We start from the raw sequence: 21,737 nt of genomic DNA on the forward strand, positions 1-21,737 counted from the left end.
GCCGAAAGGCCGGGGCACGCTTCAAGGTATTGAATACACAGTTGATCACGTGATTCGGTTTTCCGGCGCATCGATCATATGTGGTGCAAACGGGGAAGCACGCCATGGAAACAGGTCCTTCGAAACGCGCCGGCGGCCGGATTCCGTCTCTGCTGCGCCGGTTCATGGCGAGCTCGACGCTGGTGGCTTCCGCCGGCCCTGCCTGTGCAGCGGTTGAGGGCATGGCGACCGCCAACCTTTTCGGCTCGTCCGAAGTCGTCACCTTTTCCCTGCTGATCGGCGTCATTTCCGCAGCAATGCTCTCGGCCATCTGGCTGATAAGGCAGCGCGGCAATATGGAGACCGACAACCGCGAACTGAACACGGCGCTGGCTGATGCCAATCACCGGATATCGCGTTTCCAGGCGCTGATTGCTGACAAGAACCGCCGCATTGTCGTCTGGGAAGGCCAGGCGAACAAACCTGAATTTCTCGGCCAGCTGCCGGCCGAGACCGGCGCACCACAGGATGACCGCGATTTCCTCGCTTTCGGCCGCTGGATCAAATCACAATCGGCATCCGAGCTGGAAAAAGCCATCGAACGGCTGCGTTCCAGCGCAGAGAGTTTCGACCTTGTCGTCGAAACCAGCCGGAGTGAAATCATCGAGGCCCAGGGCCGCGTTTCCGGCGGCCGCGCTTTCGTCCGGTTCGTCGCATTGAACAATCTGCGCGCCGAGCTGGCGGAACTGAAAATGGAACGCGACCGCCTGCACGGCTCGCTGTCCAACCTGCACACGCTGCTCGATGCGATCGATTTGCCGGTCTGGCAGCGCGGTCCGGACGGCGCACTCCTCTGGGTGAACGACGCTTATGCCGATGCCGTCGAAGCCACCGATCCTTCAGCCGCCGTCAAGGAAAGCCGCGAGCTTCTGGCAACCGTCGCGCGTGAGAAGATCCGCGTCATCAGCACCTATGATTCGCCCTATCGCGAAAAGGTCTCCACCGTGGTGCGTGGCAACCGGACGTTCTTCGATGTGGTGGATACCAAGAGCACGACCGGATCGGCGGGCATGGCGATCAACATCTCGGACGTCGAGGCGGTTCGCGAAGAACTCAACCGCACCCTGAAGAGCCACGCCGAAACGCTCGATCACCTGGCAACGCCGGTGGCGATCTTCGATGGCAGCCAGCAACTGCAATTCTACAACCAGGCTTTCCAGCGGCTGTGGGACCTCGACATGGGCTTCCTGGAGCGCAAGCCGGGCAATGGCGAGATCCTCGACCGCCTGCGCGCCGTCGGCAAGCTGCCGGAACAGCTGAACTGGAAGCAGTGGAAAGACGGAGCGCTTGCCGTCTATCAGGCGATCGAGACGCAGTCCGACCTCTGGCACCTGCCCAACGGCCAGACCCTGCGCGTGTTCGCCACCGCCCGCCCGCAGGGCGGAGCGACCTGGGTGTTCGAAAACCTGACGGAAAAGGTCGATCTGGAAACACGCTACAACACGCTGGTGCAGGTTCAGGGCGAGACCATCGACCACCTGTCGGAAGGCGTCGCGGTGTTCGGCCCAGACGGCCGCATCAAGCTCTCCAATCCAGCCTTCCGCGCACTCTGGGGCATCAGCGAGATCGAGGCGAAACCGGGTACCCATATCCGCGCTATCGAACTTGCCTGCGCGCCGTCCTACGACCAGCCGGATGGCTGGAAGCAGTTTTCCCATCTCATCACCAGCTTCGACGACGAACGCCCGTCCTGCCAAGGTATTCTGGAGCTGCGGACCGGCTTGATCCTCGATTTCGCCGTCATTCCGCTGCCCAACGCCCAGACGATGCTGACTTTCGTCAACATCACCGATAGCGCCCGGGTCGAGCGCGCGCTGACCGAAAAGAACGATGCGTTGCGGATGGCGGACCATCTGAAGAACGATTTCGTCCAGCACGTCTCCTATGAGCTGCGTTCACCGCTGACCAACATCATCGGCTTTGCCGATCTCCTGAAAACACCCGCTTTCGGATCGCTGACGGAACGGCAGGCGGAATATGTCGATCATATCTCGACATCGTCCTCGCTGCTTCTGACGATCGTCAACGACATCCTCGATCTGGCGACCGTCGATGCGGGGATCGTCGAGCTGGACCTGTCGGAAATCAACCTGACGGATTTCCTCGATGAAGTGTCGTTGCAGATGGCAGACAGGCTGCAGGAAAGCGCCGTCACCCTGCAGATCGATACGCCGGATATGCTGGGTCTGTTCGTGGCCGATCACCAGCGGCTGAAGCAGATCCTCATCAAGCTTTTGACCAATGCCGCCAATTTTGCGCCGGATGGCAGCACCGTCAGCCTGAAATGCCGCCGCGAAGGCAGCGATTTCGTTTTCAGCGTCACCGACAATGGGGCGGGCATTCCCCAGGATGTGCTCGATACCGTATTCAAGCGTTTCGAAAGCCACGGCCAGCATGGCGGCGCGGGCCTTGGCCTATCGATCGTCGAAAGCTTCGTCAGCCTGCATCACGGCACCGTATCGATCCGCAGCCGCGAAGGCGAAGGCACGGAAGTGACCTGCCGCATTCCTTCGGGCGACCTGCCGCAGATCGCTGCGGCGGAATAATGCAGGTGATCGAGCTCACCCTGCAGAACGAGGCTGCCACGATCGAGCTTGGCGAAGATCTGGCGCTGGCCCTGAAAGCCGGCGATTGTCTGGCGCTATCGGGTGATCTCGGCGCCGGCAAATCGACATTGGCGCGCGCCTTTCTGCGCGCCATGGCCGACGATGAGGCGCTCGAGGTTCCAAGTCCCACCTTCACGCTGGTGCAAAGCTATGATCTGCGCATCCCGGTTTCGCATTTCGACCTCTACCGGCTGGCCGACGTTTCGGAACTCGACGAGCTGGGTTTCGATGAGGCCCTGTCGGATGGTATCTGTCTGGTGGAATGGCCGGAGAACGCGCTGGCTGCATTGCCCAAGTCGCGGCTGACCGCCACGTTTTCTCATCTCGGCGAAGGACGCACCGTCACGATCACCGGCGAAGCTGGCGCCCTTGCGCGGATCGGGCGCAGCCTTGCCATCCGCACCTTCCTCAGACAGCGCGGATATGGCCATGCCAGACGCCGCCATCTCAGCGGCGACGCCTCCGCGCGCGCCTATGAGCGCATTCTCGTTCCCACAGAACCGGTCCGCATCCTGATGGACTCGGCCCGTCACGAGCCCGGGCCGATCCTGCAGGACGGCAAATATTACCAGCAGCTGGCCCATCTCGCCGAAGACGTCATCCCCTTCGTCGCCATCGACCGCGATATCCGGGAGAAGGGATTTTGCGCACCCGACATCTATGAGAGCGATCTCGATACCGGCATCCTGTTGATCGAAGACCTCGGCAGCGACGGTATTCTCGACGCGGACGGACAGCCGATCACTGAGCGTTACCTGGAAAGCGTGCGTGTCCTTGCGCATTTGCATGCGCAGCCGGTGACGCGGAATATTTCGCTCGGGTCCGTCACCCACCACATTGCCGATTTCGACCGCACGGCGATGAAGATTGAGACCAGCCTGCTGCTCGACTGGTACCTGCCCTGGAAACGCGGCGAAAAGGCTTCCGATGCCGAGCGCCACGACTATTTCGCGGTTTGGGACCAGCTGATCGATCTTATGGCTTCATCGGAAAAGAAGCTGCTGCTGCGCGATTTCCATTCGCCCAATATCATCTGGCGCGGCGACCGCTCCGGCTTCGACCGCATCGGCATCATCGATTTCCAGGATTCGATGATCGGCCCGACAGCCTATGACGTCGCCTCGATCTCGCAGGATGCCCGCGTGACGATCGAACCGGACCTACGCGACGCGATGCTTTCGCTCTACTGCGCGGAACGCAACGTGCTCGGAGCGTTCGACGAGACGACGTTCCGGCGCGACTGGCATCTGATGTCGGCGCAGCGCAACTGCAAGCTCGCCGGCATCTGGGTGCGCCTGATGCAGCGCGACGGCAAGCCGTTCTATATGAAGCATATGCCGCGCACATTTTCCTATCTCGAGGTGGCGCTTCAACACGAAGCACTCGCGCCCTTGCGCGATTGGTGCATAAAGGCTGGAATCCTTTAGGCCGAATCAGCGGTCGAAGCTTCAGTGGAATACGTGCTGCCCATGTCCATCATCGAAAACGCCATGGTGCTCGCCGCGGGACTTGGAACCCGCCTGCGTCCCATCACCGACACCATGCCGAAGCCGCTGGTTCCGATCGCGGGAAAGCCGATGATCGACTATGTGCTCGATCTCCTGGAGGCGGCGGGCGTGACGACGGCAGCGGTCAATGTGCATCATTTCGCCGACCGGATGGAAGCGCATCTGGCTGAGCGGAGCCGGCCAAGCATCGTGATTTCAGACGAGCGGGCGGCCCTGATGGACTCGGGTGGCGGCCTGGTCAAGGGATTGAAGCTGCTTCCCGAAGGTCCGGTTCTCGTGATGAATGCCGACCTGTTCTGGGTTGGGGAAAAGCCGGGCGAGCCGTCCAATCTCGAAAGGCTCGCATCCTTCTTCGATCCGGAAACCATGGACATGGCGCTTTTGTGTGTGCGCAACGAAGACACGACCGGCCATAACGGCAAGCTTGATTTCTCGCTCGATGAGGGGGGACGGCTGTCGCGCTATAAGGACGGCATGGACAATCCTGTCGTTTATGCCGGCGCAATCGCGCTGCACAGCCGCCTTTTCACCGGCGCGCCGGATGATGCCTTCAATCTCAACATCTATTTCGATCAGGCAATCGCCCAGAACCGCCTTTTCGGTATCGTCCTCGATGGCCATTGGCTGACGGTCGGAACGCCCGAAGCGATCGGCCAGGCCGAGGACGCCATCCACCAGTTTGCAACAGGAGCCTGATGACGTGACGGATCCCGTCTCCAACGTCTTCACCATTCCACCCGGCCTTCCCTTCCTGAAGACCCTGGTTGAAAAGCTGTGCTCCGGCGAGCTGATCCCAGGTTTCCGCTATGATACCGCAGATCCGCTGTCGCTTGCCGGCGTGACCATTTTCGTGCCGACCCGGCGATCGGCCCGCGTGCTGCGTTCGGAACTCGTTGATTGCCTTGGTGGACGCTCGGCGATCCTGCCGATGATCCGCGCGCTGGGCGAAACCGATGACGATAGCGGTTTTTTCGATGCCGAAATCCCGGCGATCCTCGATCTCGCACCGCCTTTGCCCAATATCGCCCGGCTGATCGAACTTGGCTGCCTCATCCTTGCCTGGCGAAACCAGCTGCCGAAGGCTGTGCTCGACGTGCATGCGGAAAGCCCGCTGATCGCCCCGGCCAGCCCCGCCGATGCCATCTGGCTGGCGCGCAATCTCTCCGAGATCATCGACGCGATGGAGACGGAGGAACTGGACTGGGACGCGCTCGGCAAGCTCGATGACGCCGACCATGCGCTGTGGTGGCAGCTGACTCTGGCCTTCCTGAAAATTGCCAGCAGCTACTGGCCAGCCCGGCTGGAGGAGCTAAAACAATCCTCGCCGGCCCGCCACCGCAACGCCATCCTTGAAGCCGAGGCCATGCGCATCGCCAACGGCAAGGTGACCGGCCCGATCATCATTGCCGGCTCCACCGGCTCGATCCCGGCAACCGCCAAGCTGATCGCTGCGGTTCAGAAGCTTCCGAACGGCACGATCGTCCTGCCCGGCCTCGACCAGACGATGAGCGATGCCGAGTGGATGATGATCGCCCCGGAAACCGGAACGCTGACCGGCCGGCCGGATCCGGCAAGCCGCAGCCATCCGCAATACGGGTTCTTCCGCCTGCTGAAGCGCATGGAGGTCTCCCGCCAGGAGGTTGCGGTGCTGGGCGCTCCTGACCCTGATCTCGATTACCGGGCAGAGCTGATCTCCCATGCCCTTCTGCCGGTCCAGGCGACCAGCAGCTGGACGGCATTGCGCGGCGATATCGATCCCACCCGGCTGACCGCGGCGTTCTCCGATGCGGCGCTGATCGAAACGGCCAATGAGCGCGAGGAGGCAACGGCGATCGCCATTGCGCTTCGTCTGGCGCTGCACGGCAATGAGGAAAGCCAGGCGGCCCTTATCACCCCCGACCGTGACCTTGCCCGCCGGGTGGCGGCAGAACTCATGCGCTTCGGCATCGAGGCCGACGATTCCGCCGGTACGCCGCTCTCGTCCACCGGACCCGGCAGCCTGACGCGTCTGCTGCTCGAAGCATCGTTGCGGCCGGGCGATCCCGTATCGATCGTGGCGCTTCTCAAACATCCGCTCGCCCGTTTCGGCCTTTCATCCGAAGCGATGAATGCAGCGGCCACGACGCTGGAGCTGATGGCGCTGCGCGGCGGCACCGGCAGCGCCGATATTTCCGAGCTTGAAACCCTTCTCGACCAGACGCTGCAGCATGAGATCGGCAAAAAGCATCTGCCGGAATGGCGCGGCCAGATCGATGACGAGGCCATCGAGCAGGCCCGCGATCTTGCCCGGCGCATTGCTGCGGCAGCCGAGCCGCTGGCGGGAACCCTGGTGCGCCACCACCGAAGCGGCCGGGGGCTGACGGCAGCCTTGCCGCTGTCGCAATGGGCAGAGAAAACCGGAGCCGCGCTGCAAGCGGTCGCCATCGACGAGCAAGGCAGCCTTGCCGGGCTGTGGTCGGGTGAAGCCGGCGAAGCACTGGCGACGCAGCTGCGCTCCGTCATCGACACCGAAGGCCAGCTGACGGCGGATGGGCCGCAATGGAGCGATATCGTCGAAGCCTTGTCGGCGAGCGAATCGATCAAGCCGCGCTCGATGCGCCATCCCCGCGTATTCATTTTCGGCGCACTCGAATCGCGCCTGCAGAGCGTCGATCTAGTGGTTCTCGGCGGCATGAACGAAGGCACCTGGCCCGGCCAGACGGCCAATGATCCATTCCTGTCGCGCACGATGAAGACGACGATGGGGCTTGAGCCGCCGGAGCGGCGGATCGGCCAGCTGGCGCATGATTTCCAGATGGCCTGCGGCACGCGCAAACTCATTCTGACCCGCGCCATGCGCAAGGGCGCAACCCCGACCGTCGCTTCCCGCTGGCTGCAGCGGCTTCTCGCCGTCGGTGGCAAGCCCTTTGCGGCAACGTTGCGCAACAATGGCAGGGGTTATCAGCAATGGGCTGGCATGCTGGATCAGGGTGTCACCCAGCCGCTGGCCAAAAGGCCGGAGCCGAAACCATCGGCGGAACACCAGCCGCGCAGTTATTCCTTCAGCGAGGTGAGCCGGCTGCGCCGTGACCCCTATGCCGTCTATGCGCGGCGTATCCTGCGCCTGCAGCCGATCGATCCCTTCAACCGCGATCCGGGCGCTGCCGAGCGCGGCACGCTGTATCACAAGATCGCCGAGCGTTTCGTGCGCGCCGGGCTGGATGCGGCATCGCCGCAGGCGCAAGTGGAAATGAGCCGGATTCTCAACGAGGCTTTTGACGAGCAGGCCCTGCCTTCCCATATCGATATCGTCTGGCGGCCGCGCTTTGCTGCGGTTGGCAAGGCCTTTATCGACTGGGAAATCAGCCGCCAGGGCGATGTCCGCAAGAGTTTCACAGAACTCTACGCATCGATGGAACTTGGGGTTTCCGACATCAGGCTGACCGGCATTGCCGACCGGATCGACATTCTCGGCGACGGCACTGCCGTGATCGTCGATTACAAGACGGGATCGAACCCCTCGATCAACGAGGCCCGCGCCCTGCTCGATCCTCAGCTGGCACTGGAAGCGGCAGCGCTCAAGGCCGGCGCCTTCCAGAAGACGGGAGCGAAACACCCACAATCGCTGCTTTACGTTCGCCTCAAACCCGGCGAACGGTTTGCCGTGCAGGAGGTCAACAACGAGCATGCCAAGCCGCGCGCCAATGTCGAAAACAAGTCGGCCGAGCAATTGGCCGAGGATTCGCTGAAGGAACTGACCGGGCTTCTCGCCGCCCTGATGAGCGGCAAATACGGTTTTGCCTCGCGGTTGATCGTGCAGAAGGAACGCGATTACGGCGGCGAATACGACCATCTGGCCCGCGTTGCCGAATGGGCAACGGCGGAAGGCGAGGATGACAGCAATGAAGGATGACGATTTCGGCCCGCTCGAGCCGACGCCGCAGGCCTGGCTCGACTGGACCTCGGCCAAGCAGGCACTTGCCTCCGACCCCGCCCGCTCCGCCTGGGTTTCCGCCAATGCCGGCTCCGGCAAGACGCATGTGCTGACACAGCGCGTTATCCGGCTTCTCTTGGCCGGTTGCCGGCCCTCGGCGATCCTTTGCCTGACCTATACCAAGGCGGCAGCCTCGGAAATGTCCAACCGCGTGTTCGAGCGGCTGGCCGAATGGGTGACGCTGGATGACGACGCCCTGGATGACCGGATCGCGGCGATCGAGGGCGAGAGGCCTGACCTGTCGAAACGCCAGGAGGCCCGCCGCCTGTTTGCGCGGGCGCTGGAAACGCCCGGCGGCTTGAAAATCCAGACGATCCACGCGTTCTGTGAGGCGCTGCTGCACCAGTTTCCGCTCGAGGCCAATGTCGCCGGCCATTTCTCCGTGCTCGACGACCGCGCCTCCGCCACGCTTCTGGCCGATGCCCGGCGGGCGCTATTGACCGCCACCGCAAGCGAGGACGACCGCGAACTGACCGAGGCGTTTGCGACGGTGCTCGACCTCGCCGACGATACCGGGCTTGAAAAACTGCTGTCTGCCATCGTTGCCCAGCGCACGCCGATCCAGCTTTTTCTCGATGAAGCCTCCATTAAGGGGGGTATCGATCCGGCGCTTCGCCTGGCCCTGGGGCTCGGCCCAGATGAGACGACCCAAACAGCATTAGCCGGATTCTGGCCTTTGAAGGGACTGAACGGTGCGGCGCTGGAACGCTATATCGGCATGGCGCTTTCAGCCGGGGGAGCCAAGGTTACGGAATTTGCCGATGGCCTGCGCGCCGTTGCCAAACTCGCCGATCCGCTGCAACGCTACAACGCGCTGAATGGGCTGTTCTTTACCCAGGCTGGCAAGCCGAAAGCCGATTCCGCCTTCCTGTCCAAGGGCATGCGCGACAAGGCGCCGGATCTGGAAGACACGGTCAACGCTGCCCGCGATCACATTGTCGCTGCCACTGACCGGCTCAACCTGATTTCGATGTTCGAGGGCACCAAGGCAGCGCTGGTGCTCGCCGACCGGCTGAACAACGACTACGAGGACATCAAGAAAAGCCGCAGCCAGCTGGATTTCGATGACCTGATCAACCGCACGGCGATGCTTTTGTCGCGGGGCGATGTCAGCCGCTGGATTCACTACAAGCTCGACCAGGGCATCGACCATATCCTCGTCGATGAGGCGCAGGACACCAGCCCGGTGCAATGGACGATCATCCAGTCGCTCGCCGAGGATTTCTTCTCGGGCGAAACGGCGCGCGGTGGCAACCGGACGATGTTTGCCGTCGGTGATGAGAAGCAGTCGATCTATTCGTTCCAGGGCGCCCGGCCCGAGCGGTTTTCTAACGAGAGCATCGAGACCGAACGGCGGGTCCGCGATGGCGGCAAGGCCTTCAGCCCGATCCGGCTGCAGCTGTCCTTCCGCTCTACCGAGGACGTGCTTTCGGCCGTCGATACCGTGTTTGAAAATCCGCTCCACGCCCGTGGCCTCAGCGCCCGCAACGATGCCGTGGTGCACGCGTCCAACCGCATCGGCCATCCCGGTGTCGTCGAGGTCTGGGATGCGATCGCGCCGGCCGACAGCATCCAGGAGGACGACTGGACGGCCGCCTTCGACGCGACGCCGGAGGATGCGCCGGCCAATATCCTGGCACAGCGCATAGCCTCTATCCTGGCCGACTGGATAGGCCGCGAGACCGTGATCGAAAAGGGGATCAAACGTCCGATGCAGCCGGGCGATGTCATCGTTCTCGTTCGCAAGCGCGATGCCTTCGTCAACGCCCTGACGCGGGCCCTGAAGACCCGGCAGAATATTCCCGTTGCCGGCGCCGACCGGCTGGTGCTGACCAATCATATCGCCGTGCAGGACCTGATGGCGCTTGGCCGTTTCGTGCTTCTGCCGCCGGATGACTTGTCGCTGGCTGCGGTTTTGAAAAGCCCGCTGTTCAACCTTGGCGAAGACGATATCGCCGCATTGGCCGTGGGCAGGCCACCATCCGTCAGCGTCTGGAACAACCTTCTGGATTTCGGTGCTGATGAAACCAGCCGCTACCATTCCATCCTGAGCAAGCTGCAGCGCTACAGATCGCTGTCGCGTACCCTGCCCGTGCATGATTTCTACGCGCAGATCCTTGGCCAGGACGGCGGACGCGCGGCCTATCTTGGACGGCTCGGCACCGAGGTCAGCGACATCCTCGACGAATTCCTGACCTTTGCGCTCGACCACGAAAAAAACGGCCTACCCGGCCTGCAGGCGTTCATTTCCGGCCTGGAAATGGAAGCGCCGACGGTCAAGCGCGAGCAGGACAAGGAACGCAATGAGGTCCGCATCATGACGGTCCACGCGGCGAAGGGCCTGGAAGCGCCGGTGGTCTTTCTGGTCGATGGCGGCGGCAAGGCATTTAACTCCCAGCACGTGTCGGGCCTGCGCATGATCAAGCAGGACGATCATCCAGGCACGATGCCGCTGCCCGTCTGGCGCCCGCCGGGTGCAGCATCCACCATCCTGGTCGATGCGGATACGGAGCGGCTGAAAACTGCGGCCGAAGAGGAATACCGCCGGCTTCTTTATGTCGGCATGACGCGCGCGGCTGACCGGCTGATCGTCTGCGGCTATCAGGGCAAACGCGGCAATCCTGAAAGCTGGCATGCGATGGTCACCGCCAGCCTGTCCGTCGATGAGCGCGGCCGCAGCGCGCCGATGACATTTGCCGCCGGAGATCAGGAATGGACCGGCTATCGCTGGCAGGTTTCTGCGGCTGGCCGCGATCTGCAGACGCAGGAACGGGGTGAGGATACGGCGGAAGCGCAACGCGTGGGCCTGCCGCCGGCACTGCTGCAGCCTTTGCCGCCGCAGAAACATCTGCCCCGGCCCCTCAGCCCTTCCGGCGCGGGTGCCGTGATCGATGAGGAAGAGAGCGGCTCCATCATGGGCTCCGCCCTGTTCTCGCAAAAGCCAGGTGCCGATACGTCGCTGCTGCGCGGTGCGATCCTGCACCGGTTCCTGCAGGTGCTGCCTTCGCTCGCACCGGAGGAACGACGAACTGCGGCCGAGCGTTATCTGCTTCGCTCCGTTCCGCGCTGGTCTGCCGGCCAACGGCAGGCACTGACCGAATCAGTCCTGAAAGTGATCGAGCATCCCGAGCTCTCAACGCTGTTTTCCGAAGGCAGCCGGGCGGAAGTGTCCGTCATGGGTACGCTCAAGCTCGGCGCCAAGGACTTTGCGGTGTCCGGCCGGATCGACCGGCTGGCCGTATCGGAAAAGACTGTCATCATTGCCGACTTCAAGACCAATCGTGATATCCCTGCGTCCGCTGAAGCGGTCCCCTTCGTCTACCGGGCGCAGCTGGCCATTTATCGAGCCCTGTTGCAGCCGCTTTACCCGGATCACCACATCCAGTGTGCGCTGATTTACACCGGCGGACCCACCGTTCTTACCCTGCCGCAGGCGATGCTGGACAGCAGTCTTGTGGAGCTCGCGACAAAGTGAGATAGGAATGGGATTGAAAAGCTGACGCTCAACCATCACATGATGGACAACCGTTCGAAGAACGCCGATTTCGAAACCAAGGAGCAGCCTATGGCTACCGTAAAAGTCGATACTTCCAATTTTCAGGACGAAGTCCTGAACTCCGTCGAGCCAGTCATCGTCGATTTCTGGGCAGAATGGTGCGGCCCGTGCAAGATGATTGCTCCGAGCCTGGAAGAAATTTCCGTTGAAATGGCCGGCAAGATCAAGGTCGCCAAGGTCAATATCGACGAGAACCCGGAAATCGCCGCCCAGTATGGCGTGCGTTCGATTCCGACACTCGCCATGTTCAAGGCCGGTGAAGTCGCCGACATCAAGGTCGGTGCTGCGCCGAAGACGGCTCTCACTTCCTGGATTTCCAACGCTGCCGCGTAAGTGGCGTTCAGATTGACTTAAAAAGCCCGGGAAACCGGGCTTTTTTCGTTTCTGTCCAATCATTCAGCCCCGGATACAGGTTCCAGCAATGGAACATGCGGGGCGGCGGTTTTCGGCATCAGGCCGATCACACGCGGGTCGTCATGAACCTCGACCATCAGCTTGTAAGGCTTGAAGCCGGAACGCTGGTAGAAGCCGACGGCGGCCGGGTGATCGAATGTGCAGGTGTGCAGCCAGAACCGTTCGATCGGCTGCGCCCAGGCCTTGGCGATCGCCTGGTTCATCAGGAAGCGGCCGGCTCCCTTACCGATCGCGTCCTTGACGATGCCGAAATAGACCACTTCGCATTCACCGGAAACGCGGAAATCGAGCTCCAGCAAGCCGATATCGCGGTCACCGACGCACAGCGCATAGGTTTCCATCGACGGATTGGACAGGATGTCCCGCACCTCGTCATCACCTGCACCGAGCATCGACCCCCACAGCCAGTCCTCGCCGACATCGCGAAACAGACGCCGGTAGACATCGAGGTTCTGCGGACCGAGGCGTTTCAAGGTGAACGGCAATTCCGGCAATCCAGCCGTTTCCGGCGGGCGCTTTCGCATTTCGAGAAACGTCACGACATTGGCAACCTTGCCGGCCGGGACGGGCGAATAGCCCTCTGGCAATTCGGGATTATTGTCGTACATGGGCTCTCTCTGATCAGGAATGCACTTGGCCACGCCGTAGCGCTTTACTTCGGCGGCGTACCGTTGTCGGCCAGAACATCGCCGACCAGATAGAGGGAGCCGCCGATCAGGATACGCGGTGCCACCGGATCGTCGTCGAACATCGCCGTAATCGCTCCGAGCGCTTCGGCAACCGTTGCCATCGCGCCGGCCTCGAAGCCTGCCGAAGCTGCATCGTCTGCCAGCGCCACCGCATCTATCGCCGCGTCCGAGCCACGGATCGGCACGGTGAACACCTGTTCGGCCAGCCCCTTGAAGGCCTGAAAATAGCCGACCGGATCCTTCGTGTTGATCATGCCGATGATCATGAACAGCGGTCGCGGGTCACGCTCTTCCAGATTGGCCATGGTTTCGGCAATAACCTGACCAGCGCCTGGGTTATGTCCGCCATCAACCCAAATTTCCGATCGCGCCGGCGCCAGGCGCGCCAGATTGCCTTCGGTCAGTCTCTGAAGGCGGCCCGGCCATTCGACGGTGACCAGCCCCTTGTCGATGACGGCATCGGATATATCGAAACCAGCGGCCTTTACCGCGCGGATGGCGGCGGCGGCATTGGCATATTGATGGCGGCCGGGCAGGCGCGGAACCGGCAGGTCGGCAAGGCCGAATTCATCCTGATAGACCAAACGGCCGAATTCCTCATGCGCCATAAAGTCTTGTCCATAGACCGAAAGCGGGCACTTCAGCCGTTCCGCGATGGAGATCAGCACGTCGCGCGCCGTGTCTTCCTCCTGGTGGCCAATCACCACCGGGCAGCCGCGCTTCATGATCCCGGCTTTTTCGGCAGCAATCAACTCGACGCGGTCGCCGAGATAGGCCTGATGATCGAGCGAGATCGGCATGATGACGGAAACGGCGGGGGTCTTGATGACATTGGTGGCATCGAACCGTCCGCCGAGGCCGACTTCGATGATGACGACATCGGCTGGATGCTCTGAAAACAGCACGAAGGTGACCGCTGTCAGGATTTCGAAGACGGTGATCTTCTGGCCGGCATTGGCCTCGCCGACGCGGCGAACGGCATCGGCCAGCACGGCATCGCCGACCAGCGCGCCGCGTTCGCCCTTTTTGCCGAGGCGATAACGCTCATGCCAATTGACCAGATGCGGTGATGTATGGACATGGACGGCGAGGCCGGCGGCCTCGAGGATGGCCCGGGAAAAAGCGGTGACCGAGCCCTTGCCGTTGGTGCCGGCCACATGGATCACCGGTGGCAGCCTGTCCTGCGGATTACCGAGTACGTCAAGAAGCCGTGTGATCCTGTCCAGCGAAAGGTCGAAGCCCTTCGGGTGAAGTGCGAGCAGCTTGTCGATTTCCTGCCCAGCTTCGGACACCTGCACCGTGCTCATCACCGCTCCTCCAACTGCCGCCGGAGCGCCGGGCGCTCATTCAAGCGCGCTCAAGACGCGCCAATCCCAAATGATCTCATCGCTTGCGGGCGACCGGGGCAATCCCGAGCGCCCTTCGCATTTTTAAGCTCAGGCGCTGGCGGCCATCGGCACCGCAGCGAGCGCCGTGCTGCCATTCAGCTTGGCGGCATCGACGGGCTTTTTCATCAGGATCTTCAGGACACGGGCCAGTGTGTCTGGAATATCGTGACGCTTGATGACCATATCGATCATGCCGTGTTCCATCAGGTATTCCGACGTCTGGAAACCCTCCGGCAGCTTTTCGCGAATGGTCTGCTCAATGACGCGCTTGCCGGCAAAGCAAATTTCGGCACCCGGCTCGGCCAGATGCAGGTCACCCAGCATGGCATAGGACGCGGTCACGCCACCCGTGGTCGGGTTGGTCAGCACGACGATATAGGGAAGTCCCGCTTCCTTGAGCATCTGCACGGCAACAGTGGTGCGCGGCAGCTGCATCAGCGACAGGATGCCTTCCTGCATGCGGGCGCCGCCCGAAGCCGGGAAGATCACCAGCGGGCATTTTTCCGCAATTGCCTTTTCGAACGCCTTGACGATCGCTTCACCGGCAGCCATGCCGAGCGAGCCGCCCATGAAGTTGAATTCATGCACGACGCCGACCAGCTTGACGCCACGGCAGCGGCCGACACCGGCGACGATCGTGTCTTCAAGATCGGTCTTGATGCGGCTGTCGCGCAGGCGATCGACATATTTCTTCGAATCGCGGAACTTCAGCGGGTCCTGCGCCACCTTCGGCTGCGGCAGAGCTTCGTAGACGCCGTCATCGAACAGATCCTTCAACCGCGCCTTGGCCGGCATCTTCATATGGAAGCCGGATGCGGGGATGACCCATTTGTTTTCCTCAAGATCGCGGTGAAACACCATCTCGCCGGTTTCCGGGCATTTGATCCAGAGATTTTCCGGAACTTCCCGGCGACCGAGCATCGAGTTGATCTTCGGTCGAACGTAATTTGTGATCCAGTTCAAATCCAAACTCCTGAATAGTCAAAACCGGTCGTGGCCCAGAATATGGGCATTTATTCGGCCGCGACAAGTTTCGCGGAACGAACGCCGGCTGCAAGGCCACGAACCAGCGTTTCCACGCCCGGTACCGTTGCCCCTGTTGATTTTCCGTCTTCGGTCAGGCTGGACGCCACCTGGTTGATGATGGCGGTGCCAACGACCACACCATCTGCCGATGCGCCGATAGCGCGGGCATGCTCAGCCGTCTTGACGCCGAAGCCGACGCAGACCGGAAGTTTCGTATGGCCCTTGATCCGCTGTACGGCACCGCCGATAACAGTGGGATCCGGCAGAGCCGAGCCGGTGATGCCGTTCATCGAGACATAATAGACGAAACCGGAGGTATTTTCGAGAACCTTCGGCAACCGCTTATCGTCCGTAGTCGGCGTCGCCAGGCGAATGAAGTTGATATCCTTCTTCAACGCTGGAATGCACAGTTCGTCATCCATTTCAGGCGGCAGATCGACGACGATCAGGCCGTCGATACCGCACGCCAAAGCGTCGTCGAGAAAACGCTCGACGCCATGGATATAGATCGGGTTGTAATACCCCATCAGAACGATCGGCGTGTGCTGATCGCCTTCGCGGAAAAGTCGGGCGATTTCCAAGGTCTTTGCCAAAGTCTGGCCGCCCTTCAGCGCGCGCTGACCTGCCAGCTGGATCGCCGGACCATCGGCCATCGGGTCGGAAAAGGGCATGCCGAGCTCGATGATATCGGAACCGGCAGACGGCAGGGCCTTCATGATTGCCAGCGACGTGTCGAAATCCGGATCGCCAGCCATAAAATAGGTGACCAGCGCCGGCCGGCCTTCGGCAGCCAGATCGGCAAATCGTTTGTCCATGCGTGCGGTCATGCTGTTACAGTCCCATTCCAAGCAGTTTGCCGACGGTGAAGATATCCTTATCGCCGCGGCCCGACAGGTTCATCAGGATGATCTCGTCCTTGCCCATCGTCGGCGCCCGCTTGATCACCTCGGCGATCGCGTGGCTCGGCTCCAGTGCCGGAATGATCCCCTCAAGCCGTGTGAGCAGCTGGAACGCTTCCAGCGCCTCATGGTCCATGATCGGCACATAATCGACACGGCCGATATCGGCGAGCCAGGAATGCTCGGGACCGATGCCGGGATAATCGAGGCCGGCCGATATCGAATGGCCTTCCTTGATCTGGCCATCGCTGTCCTGCAGCAGGTAAGTACGGTTTCCGTGCAGCACGCCCGGCGAGCCCGCCGTGATCGACGCACAGTGCTCGTCGCCTTCCAGGCCCTTGCCGCCGGCTTCGACGCCGACGATCTTGACGGATTCGTCGTCCAGGAACGGATGGAAGATGCCGATCGCATTCGATCCACCACCGACGGCAGCAATGACCAGATCCGGCAGGCGGCCTTCGGCCTCCAGCATCTGCTGCTTGGCTTCAATACCGATCACCGACTGGAAGTCGCGGACCATTTCCGGATAGGGGTGCGGACCGGCCGCGGTGCCGATCAGGTAATAGGTATCGTCGACATTGGTGACCCAGTCGCGCAGGGCCTCGTTCATCGCGTCCTTCAGCGTCCCGGATCCGGCCGTGACCGGCTTGACCTCGGCACCGAGCAGCTTCATGCGGAAGACGTTCGGCGCCTGACGCTCGACATCGGTCGCGCCCATATAGACGACGCAGGGAAGACCGAAGCGGGCGGCAACAGTGGCGGAAGCCACGCCATGCTGGCCGGCGCCGGTTTCGGCGATGATGCGGGTCTTGCCCATGCGCTTGGCCAGAAGAATCTGGCCGATACAGTTGTTGATCTTGTGCGAACCGGTATGGTTCAACTCTTCGCGCTTGAAATAGATCTTGGCGCCGCCAAGATGCTCCGTCAGGCGCTCGGCAAAATAGAGCGGGCTCGGGCGGCCGATATAATGCGCGCCGAGATATTTCAACTCTGCCTGAAATTCCGGATCGGTCTTGGCCTTGTCCCACTCAGCCTGCAGGTCGAGGATCAACGGCATCAAAGTTTCGGCAACGAAACGGCCGCCAAAAATGCCGAAACGGCCATCTTCATCGGGGCCGGTCTTGAACGAATTCAGGTGTGGCGTCTCGTTCACTTGCTTCTCCCTGCCGATGCTCTGGCCATATCCGCTTCCGCGCGGGCGACGGCATTGAAAAATTCTTCCATGCGACCCAGATCCTTGATGCCGGGTGCGCTTTCCACACCGGAGGACGTATCGATGGCCTTGGCGCCTGTCAGAGCCAGGGCTTCACCGATGTTCTCCGCATTCAAACCACCGGAAAGCATGTAATCGACACTTTCGTCAAGCGCGTGCAAAAGCTTCCAGTCGAAAGACACGCCGTTGCCGCCCGGCAGATCCGAGCCTTTCGGCGGCTTGGCGTCGAACAGGAAGCAGTCGGCTATACCTATATAGGGTTCGATGCGCCTGAGATCATCAGCCTCACGAATGGAAAGCGCCTTGATCACCGGCAATCCGTAGACCGCCTTGATGTTGAGGACACGCTCGGGGCTCTCATTGCCGTGAAGCTGGAGAATATCGGGCGACAGCGCCGAGACGATCTCGTCGAGATCGTCATTATCGGCATCGACGGTGACCGCAACGATCTTCGCCTTGCCACGAATACGCTCGGCCAGCCGGCCGGCATCGTCGGGCTCGATATTGCGTGGGCTCTTCGGAAAGAAGATGAAACCCGTATAACCCGCGCCGAGCGCCACGGCCCGATCCACGGCCTCTTCAGTCTTCAGCCCGCAAATTTTGACTTCCGTTTTCATGCACAGCGACCTGACATGAAATATCGTCTGAGTCGAGCTTAAAACCGACAAATGCGGGCTTTCGAGAGCATGCAGATGACAAGGCTTCGCTGAAATGATATCATATATCGATATATAGGATATTGATTATGAGAACCTTGATCGACATTACCGAGCTTCAAGTTCAGGCACTTGAAGACATCGCAAGAACGGAAAAGCTGTCGCGCGCAGCGGTGATCCGGGCGGCGATCGATGATTACATCCAGCGCCGTCAGCGCATCGACATCAACGACGCCTTCGGGCTCTGGGGTGAAAGCGCAGTGGACGGCTTGTCTTATCAGGAGAAAGTTCGCAGCGAATGGTGAAGGCACTGTTCGATACCAATATCCTGATCGACTATCTTAATGGTATTGCACAGGCTCGCGACGAACTTGCTCTCTATGAGGAAAAGGCCATCAGCATCATTTCATGGATGGAGGTGATGGCCGGCGCACGCGAGGAGGCTGAGGCGGGAACGCGCGCTTTTCTCAATGGTTTTAGCCTGGTCGGGCTGACCGCACCGATCGCCGATCTTGCTGTGACGCTTCGCCGCAAGCGGCGCATCAAGCTGCCGGACGCGATTATCGAGGCTTCGGCACAGGCAAACGGCATGTTGCTCATCACGCGAAACACCAAGGATTTCGCGGCCGATTCGCCCTTCGTGCGCATGCCCTATACGATATAGACCCGTTGCATGGTCCCCGAGGCTTCCTATATCCCAAGCAGACACACGGAGAACATCATGCGCCTTCTGCTTGCCATCATCCTGCCCTGGCTTCAGTTTTTCACCATCGGCCGGCCCATTGCGGGCATCATCTGCCTTATCCTGCAGGTGACCCTGATCGGCTGGATTCCCGCCGCGATCTGGTCGGTCTACGCTCTTAGCCGGTATAAGACCGACGAGAAAATCAGGGATGCGCTGGGCAATCAATACCGGCGTTGAGCCGCAGACCTTAAACGAGCGATAAGCTCGACAGACTCAATCAAAATCGATTGCGTGCAGCATGGTGCCATTGCGCTTGAGCCAGCGCTTGGCATCGTCCATTGCCGGGCAGAGCTCTTCGCACAGGTCCCAGAAATCCGGCCCGTGATTCATCTCGCGCAGATGTGAAACCTCGTGGGCAGCGAGATAGTCGATCACTTTTGGCGGCGCCATGACGATCCGCCAGGAAAAGCTCAAGGCACCATCGGCAGCGCAGGAGCCCCAACGGCTGCGCGTATCCTTGAAACTCAGCGACTTCACCTTGCGGCCGACCATCCGGGCGTAGATGGAAACCAGCTGTTCCAGGTCCTTGCGGGCCTCCTTCTTGAGGAAATCCGCAATCCGCCGGCGCAGATGTTCCTCGGCACCGCTGACAAGCAGCACCGGCTCGTCATCGATGATTACCGCCTCCGTCAGGCCGCGCAGCTTGCCGGTGCGTTCGATCCGGTGCGCCACGCCGCGCAAAAGAATGGTGCCCCCCTCTTCCAGCACGCTTTCGCCGGAAAACCGGGCGAGCTTGGTCATCAGCCATCCCTGATGGCGATCGAGGAAGGCAGTGATCTCGCGCTCGGGCAATCCGGCTGGAATGGTCATCTTCAGCGCGCGGCCGCCCGGTTCGATGCGCAGCGTCATCCGTGTTGCGCGGGCATTCTGGCGAATCGTCAGCGGCATGACCTTGCCGGCAACGTCGATCGTCCGCGTCACCGGTGGTGGCAGAGATTTGGGCTGACGCGTCTTTCGAAGCAGGGAGAACATGAGTGTCTTGATAACCGATTCGTTTGAAGGACGCATGATCCCGAACGCGCGGAACCCTGTTGAAAAGAAAAACCGGCATCTGGTGGGATGCCGGTTTTATCGTTTGGGTGACCTTATCGATCAGCGCTAGATCAGTTGGCCGGAAAGCCCGGGACCGAACCGGCACCACCGGGATTGCGATCGCGCATGAAACGGTCAAAATCTTCCTGGTCCTTGGCGCGACGCAGTTCGCGGGCATAGTCGTCGAACTGTTCGCGCATTTCATCAAGCTTGCGGCGTTCCTCGTCGAGGCGGGACAATTCGGCATCGCGCCAGTCGTCGAACGCAACATTGCCGGTGCCGAAGCTTGGACGGCCATACCGCTGGCTCTTGCGCTTGAACGACGAGCAGAAGCCGTCAACGGTGTTGTTGGCATCCTTCTTGAAGCTTTTCAGCCGTTCGCCGAAAATAATATAGGCAAGCATGGCAAGCCCAAGCGGCCAGAAAATCACGAAACCGAGCACCATCATGGCAATGGTCGCTGGCGTCCAGTCCGGACGGATCAATGCAGATTGGTTCATGTTCAGAAGTCCTCGCTAAAAGTGGGCCTCTCCTTCGGGCCCGCTTATTACGAGATGGGAAGAGGCCTACCGGTCTGCAAGACAATTGTCCGCAAATTCCTGCAAGCCTCTGATATCGATCGATGAAATCGATATGTTTTCGAGATCAGGCGGTCTTGCCGCCTTTGATCACCCGGCGCACCGGCTTGGCGCTGCGGGCATGCTCGCGTTGGAACGCGGCAATGCGCGGAGCGATTTCGCGGCGGAAACGCGAGCCGTTGAAAACACCGTAATGGCCGACATCCGGCTGCATGTAGTGCAGGCGCATGTTGTCGGGGATGTTGGTACAGATCGTTTGGGCCGCCTGTGTCTGGCCAACGCCGGAAATATCGTCGTTTTCACCTTCCACCGTCAAAAGCGCCACCTTGCGGATCGCAGTCGTGTCCACCTTCTGGCCGCGATGCATCATTTCGCCCTTCGGAAGCGCATGCTTCATGAAGACCACATCGACGGTTTGCAGGTAGAATTCCGCCGTCAGATCCATCACCGCCATATATTCATCATAGAAATCGCGGTGCTTTTCGGCCGCATCGCCGTCGTTCTTGACGAGATGCTCGAAAAAATCCTTGGTGGCTGTGACATGGCGGTCGAGATTCATCGACATGAAGCCGGACAGTTGAAGAAAGCCCGGATAGACCGGCCGCAGGAATCCGGACTGCGGAAATGGAACCGGCATGACGACGTTGTCACGGAACCAGCTGAGCGGTTTTTCCTTGGCAAGCTTGTTCACCGCTGTCGGATTAATGCGCGTATCGATCGGTCCACCCATCAGTGTCATCGACGATGGCGACAGCGGATCGTCATTGGCTTCCATGACGGCAACGGCGGCCAGCACAGGCACGGCGGGCTGACAGACGGCGATCACATGCGTGTCGGGGCCAAGGAAATGCAGGATATTGATGATGTAATCGACATAATCCTCGAGGTCGAAGGTACCCTCCGTCAGGGGCACCGTGCGCGCATCGATCCAATCGGTGATGTAGATATCCGACTGCGGCAACAGCGCCTCGACGGTGCCGCGCAACAACGTGGCATAATGGCCGGACATCGGCGCGACGATCAGTACCTTCGGATCGGATGCCCTGCCCTTGGGCAAATCACGCTGGAAATGGATGAGATTGCAGAACGGTTCGCGCCAGACGATACGCTCCCGGACTGCAACCGGAACACCATCGATAACGGTTTCAGGCAGGCCGAACTCCGGCTTGCCGTAACGGCGCGTGGTGCGTTCAAAGACTTCGAGGCCGGCAGCGGCGGCCCTGCCCATATAGGTATGCGCAATCGGATTGAGCGGATTGGCATAGGCGAGCCGCATCGCATCGGCGGCCGCCCGCCAGGGGGCCATCATCGCATGATTGAGCTCGTAAAGCTGGTAGAACATCGGAAGCGTTCTCCTTGTTACCGTAAACGACAACGCCGCTCCCAACCGGACGCAACCTTGCAATTGTTGTTCT

At 60.9% G+C, this 21,737-nt stretch carries 18 protein-coding genes; 9 read left to right on the forward strand and 9 right to left on the reverse strand.

The genetic code is table 11. The features are described from left to right. Positions 1-104: 104 nt before the first annotated feature. The 6 genes from ACP7BS_RS12920 (at position 105) to trxA (ending at position 12,015) form a co-directional block, all read left to right on the forward strand. Positions 105-2,585: an ATP-binding protein gene (locus ACP7BS_RS12920; RefSeq protein WP_426238422.1), complete on the forward strand. Its 2,481-nt coding sequence runs from the start codon at positions 105-107 to the stop codon at positions 2,583-2,585. Continuing rightward, complete coding sequence (tsaE, locus tag ACP7BS_RS12925) at positions 2,585-4,072, forward strand: tRNA (adenosine(37)-N6)-threonylcarbamoyltransferase complex ATPase subunit type 1 TsaE (protein WP_426238423.1); 1,488 nt, start codon at positions 2,585-2,587, stop codon at positions 4,070-4,072. Before ACP7BS_RS12920 ends, tsaE begins: the two co-directional genes overlap by 1 nt. A gap of 42 nt (positions 4,073-4,114) precedes the next feature. Continuing rightward, on the forward strand, positions 4,115-4,849 hold the full coding sequence (locus ACP7BS_RS12930; protein WP_426238424.1) for a nucleotidyltransferase family protein: 735 nt from the start codon (positions 4,115-4,117) through the stop codon (positions 4,847-4,849). A 4-nt stretch (positions 4,850-4,853) separates the two neighbouring features. Then, positions 4,854-8,045, forward strand: coding sequence for a double-strand break repair protein AddB (gene addB, locus ACP7BS_RS12935; protein WP_426238425.1), 3,192 nt, complete (start codon positions 4,854-4,856; stop codon positions 8,043-8,045). Continuing rightward, positions 8,035-11,601, forward strand: a complete 3,567-nt coding sequence (addA, locus tag ACP7BS_RS12940) for a double-strand break repair helicase AddA (protein WP_426238426.1) — start codon at positions 8,035-8,037, stop codon at positions 11,599-11,601. Before addB ends, addA begins: the two co-directional genes overlap by 11 nt. Positions 11,602-11,691: 90 nt before the next feature. After that, positions 11,692-12,015, forward strand: coding sequence for a thioredoxin (trxA, locus tag ACP7BS_RS12945; protein WP_426238427.1), 324 nt, complete (start codon positions 11,692-11,694; stop codon positions 12,013-12,015). Positions 12,016-12,074: 59 nt separating this feature from the next. Here the strand turns inward: trxA and ACP7BS_RS12950 are convergent, their stop codons facing one another. From ACP7BS_RS12950 to ACP7BS_RS12975, 6 genes are all read right to left on the reverse strand, one after another. Then, entirely contained in the window at positions 12,075-12,704 is a 630-nt protein-coding gene (locus tag ACP7BS_RS12950; protein ID WP_426238428.1) for a GNAT family N-acetyltransferase, read from the reverse strand. Between the two features lie 44 nt (positions 12,705-12,748). After that, positions 12,749-14,092: a bifunctional folylpolyglutamate synthase/dihydrofolate synthase gene (locus ACP7BS_RS12955; protein ID WP_426238429.1), complete on the reverse strand. Its 1,344-nt coding sequence runs from the start codon at positions 14,090-14,092 to the stop codon at positions 12,749-12,751. A gap of 129 nt (positions 14,093-14,221) precedes the next feature. Further along, positions 14,222-15,136, reverse strand: coding sequence for an acetyl-CoA carboxylase, carboxyltransferase subunit beta (gene accD, locus ACP7BS_RS12960; RefSeq protein ID WP_113313032.1), 915 nt, complete (start codon positions 15,134-15,136; stop codon positions 14,222-14,224). A gap of 50 nt (positions 15,137-15,186) precedes the next feature. Next, entirely contained in the window at positions 15,187-16,026 is an 840-nt protein-coding gene (gene trpA, locus ACP7BS_RS12965; RefSeq protein ID WP_426238430.1) for a tryptophan synthase subunit alpha, read from the reverse strand. A gap of 4 nt (positions 16,027-16,030) precedes the next feature. Beyond that, positions 16,031-17,251 carry a tryptophan synthase subunit beta gene (gene trpB, locus ACP7BS_RS12970; RefSeq protein ID WP_426238431.1) on the reverse strand — a complete coding sequence of 407 codons (1,221 nt, stop codon included), beginning with the start codon at positions 17,249-17,251 and terminating at the stop codon, positions 16,031-16,033. Beyond that, complete coding sequence (locus ACP7BS_RS12975) at positions 17,248-17,928, reverse strand: phosphoribosylanthranilate isomerase (RefSeq protein WP_426238432.1); 681 nt, start codon at positions 17,926-17,928, stop codon at positions 17,248-17,250. Before ACP7BS_RS12975 ends, trpB begins: the two co-directional genes overlap by 4 nt. A gap of 128 nt (positions 17,929-18,056) precedes the next feature. Here ACP7BS_RS12975 and ACP7BS_RS12980 point away from each other — a divergent pair, with 128 nt between their 5' ends. The 3 genes from ACP7BS_RS12980 to ACP7BS_RS12990 are packed head-to-tail and all read left to right on the forward strand — an operon-like array spanning position 18,057 to position 18,889. After that, on the forward strand, positions 18,057-18,272 hold the full coding sequence (locus tag ACP7BS_RS12980; RefSeq protein ID WP_426231452.1) for a CopG family transcriptional regulator: 216 nt from the start codon (positions 18,057-18,059) through the stop codon (positions 18,270-18,272). Continuing rightward, entirely contained in the window at positions 18,266-18,631 is a 366-nt protein-coding gene (locus ACP7BS_RS12985) for a type II toxin-antitoxin system VapC family toxin (protein ID WP_426238433.1), read from the forward strand. Before ACP7BS_RS12980 ends, ACP7BS_RS12985 begins: the two co-directional genes overlap by 7 nt. A 57-nt stretch (positions 18,632-18,688) precedes the next feature. Beyond that, a complete protein-coding gene (locus tag ACP7BS_RS12990; RefSeq protein ID WP_426238434.1) occupies positions 18,689-18,889 on the forward strand; it encodes a YqaE/Pmp3 family membrane protein in 201 nt (66 codons plus the stop codon). Positions 18,890-18,925: 36 nt separating this feature from the next. On the opposite strand, the gene ACP7BS_RS12995 is transcribed toward ACP7BS_RS12990, so the two are convergent. The 3 genes from ACP7BS_RS12995 to phaZ form a co-directional block, all read right to left on the reverse strand. Further along, positions 18,926-19,684 carry a M48 family metallopeptidase gene (locus ACP7BS_RS12995; protein ID WP_426238435.1) on the reverse strand — a complete coding sequence of 253 codons (759 nt, stop codon included), beginning with the start codon at positions 19,682-19,684 and terminating at the stop codon, positions 18,926-18,928. A gap of 131 nt (positions 19,685-19,815) precedes the next feature. Then, positions 19,816-20,244 carry a DUF2852 domain-containing protein gene (locus ACP7BS_RS13000; protein WP_426238436.1) on the reverse strand — a complete coding sequence of 143 codons (429 nt, stop codon included), beginning with the start codon at positions 20,242-20,244 and terminating at the stop codon, positions 19,816-19,818. Positions 20,245-20,389: 145 nt separating this feature from the next. Beyond that, entirely contained in the window at positions 20,390-21,664 is a 1,275-nt protein-coding gene (phaZ, locus tag ACP7BS_RS13005; protein WP_426231447.1) for a polyhydroxyalkanoate depolymerase, read from the reverse strand. Positions 21,665-21,737 lie beyond the last annotated feature (73 nt).

Origin of the sequence: Pararhizobium sp. DWP1-1-3, assembly GCF_049896125.1 — a bacterium.
In the GTDB taxonomy this organism is placed as follows: Bacteria; Pseudomonadota; Alphaproteobacteria; order Rhizobiales; family Rhizobiaceae; genus Pararhizobium.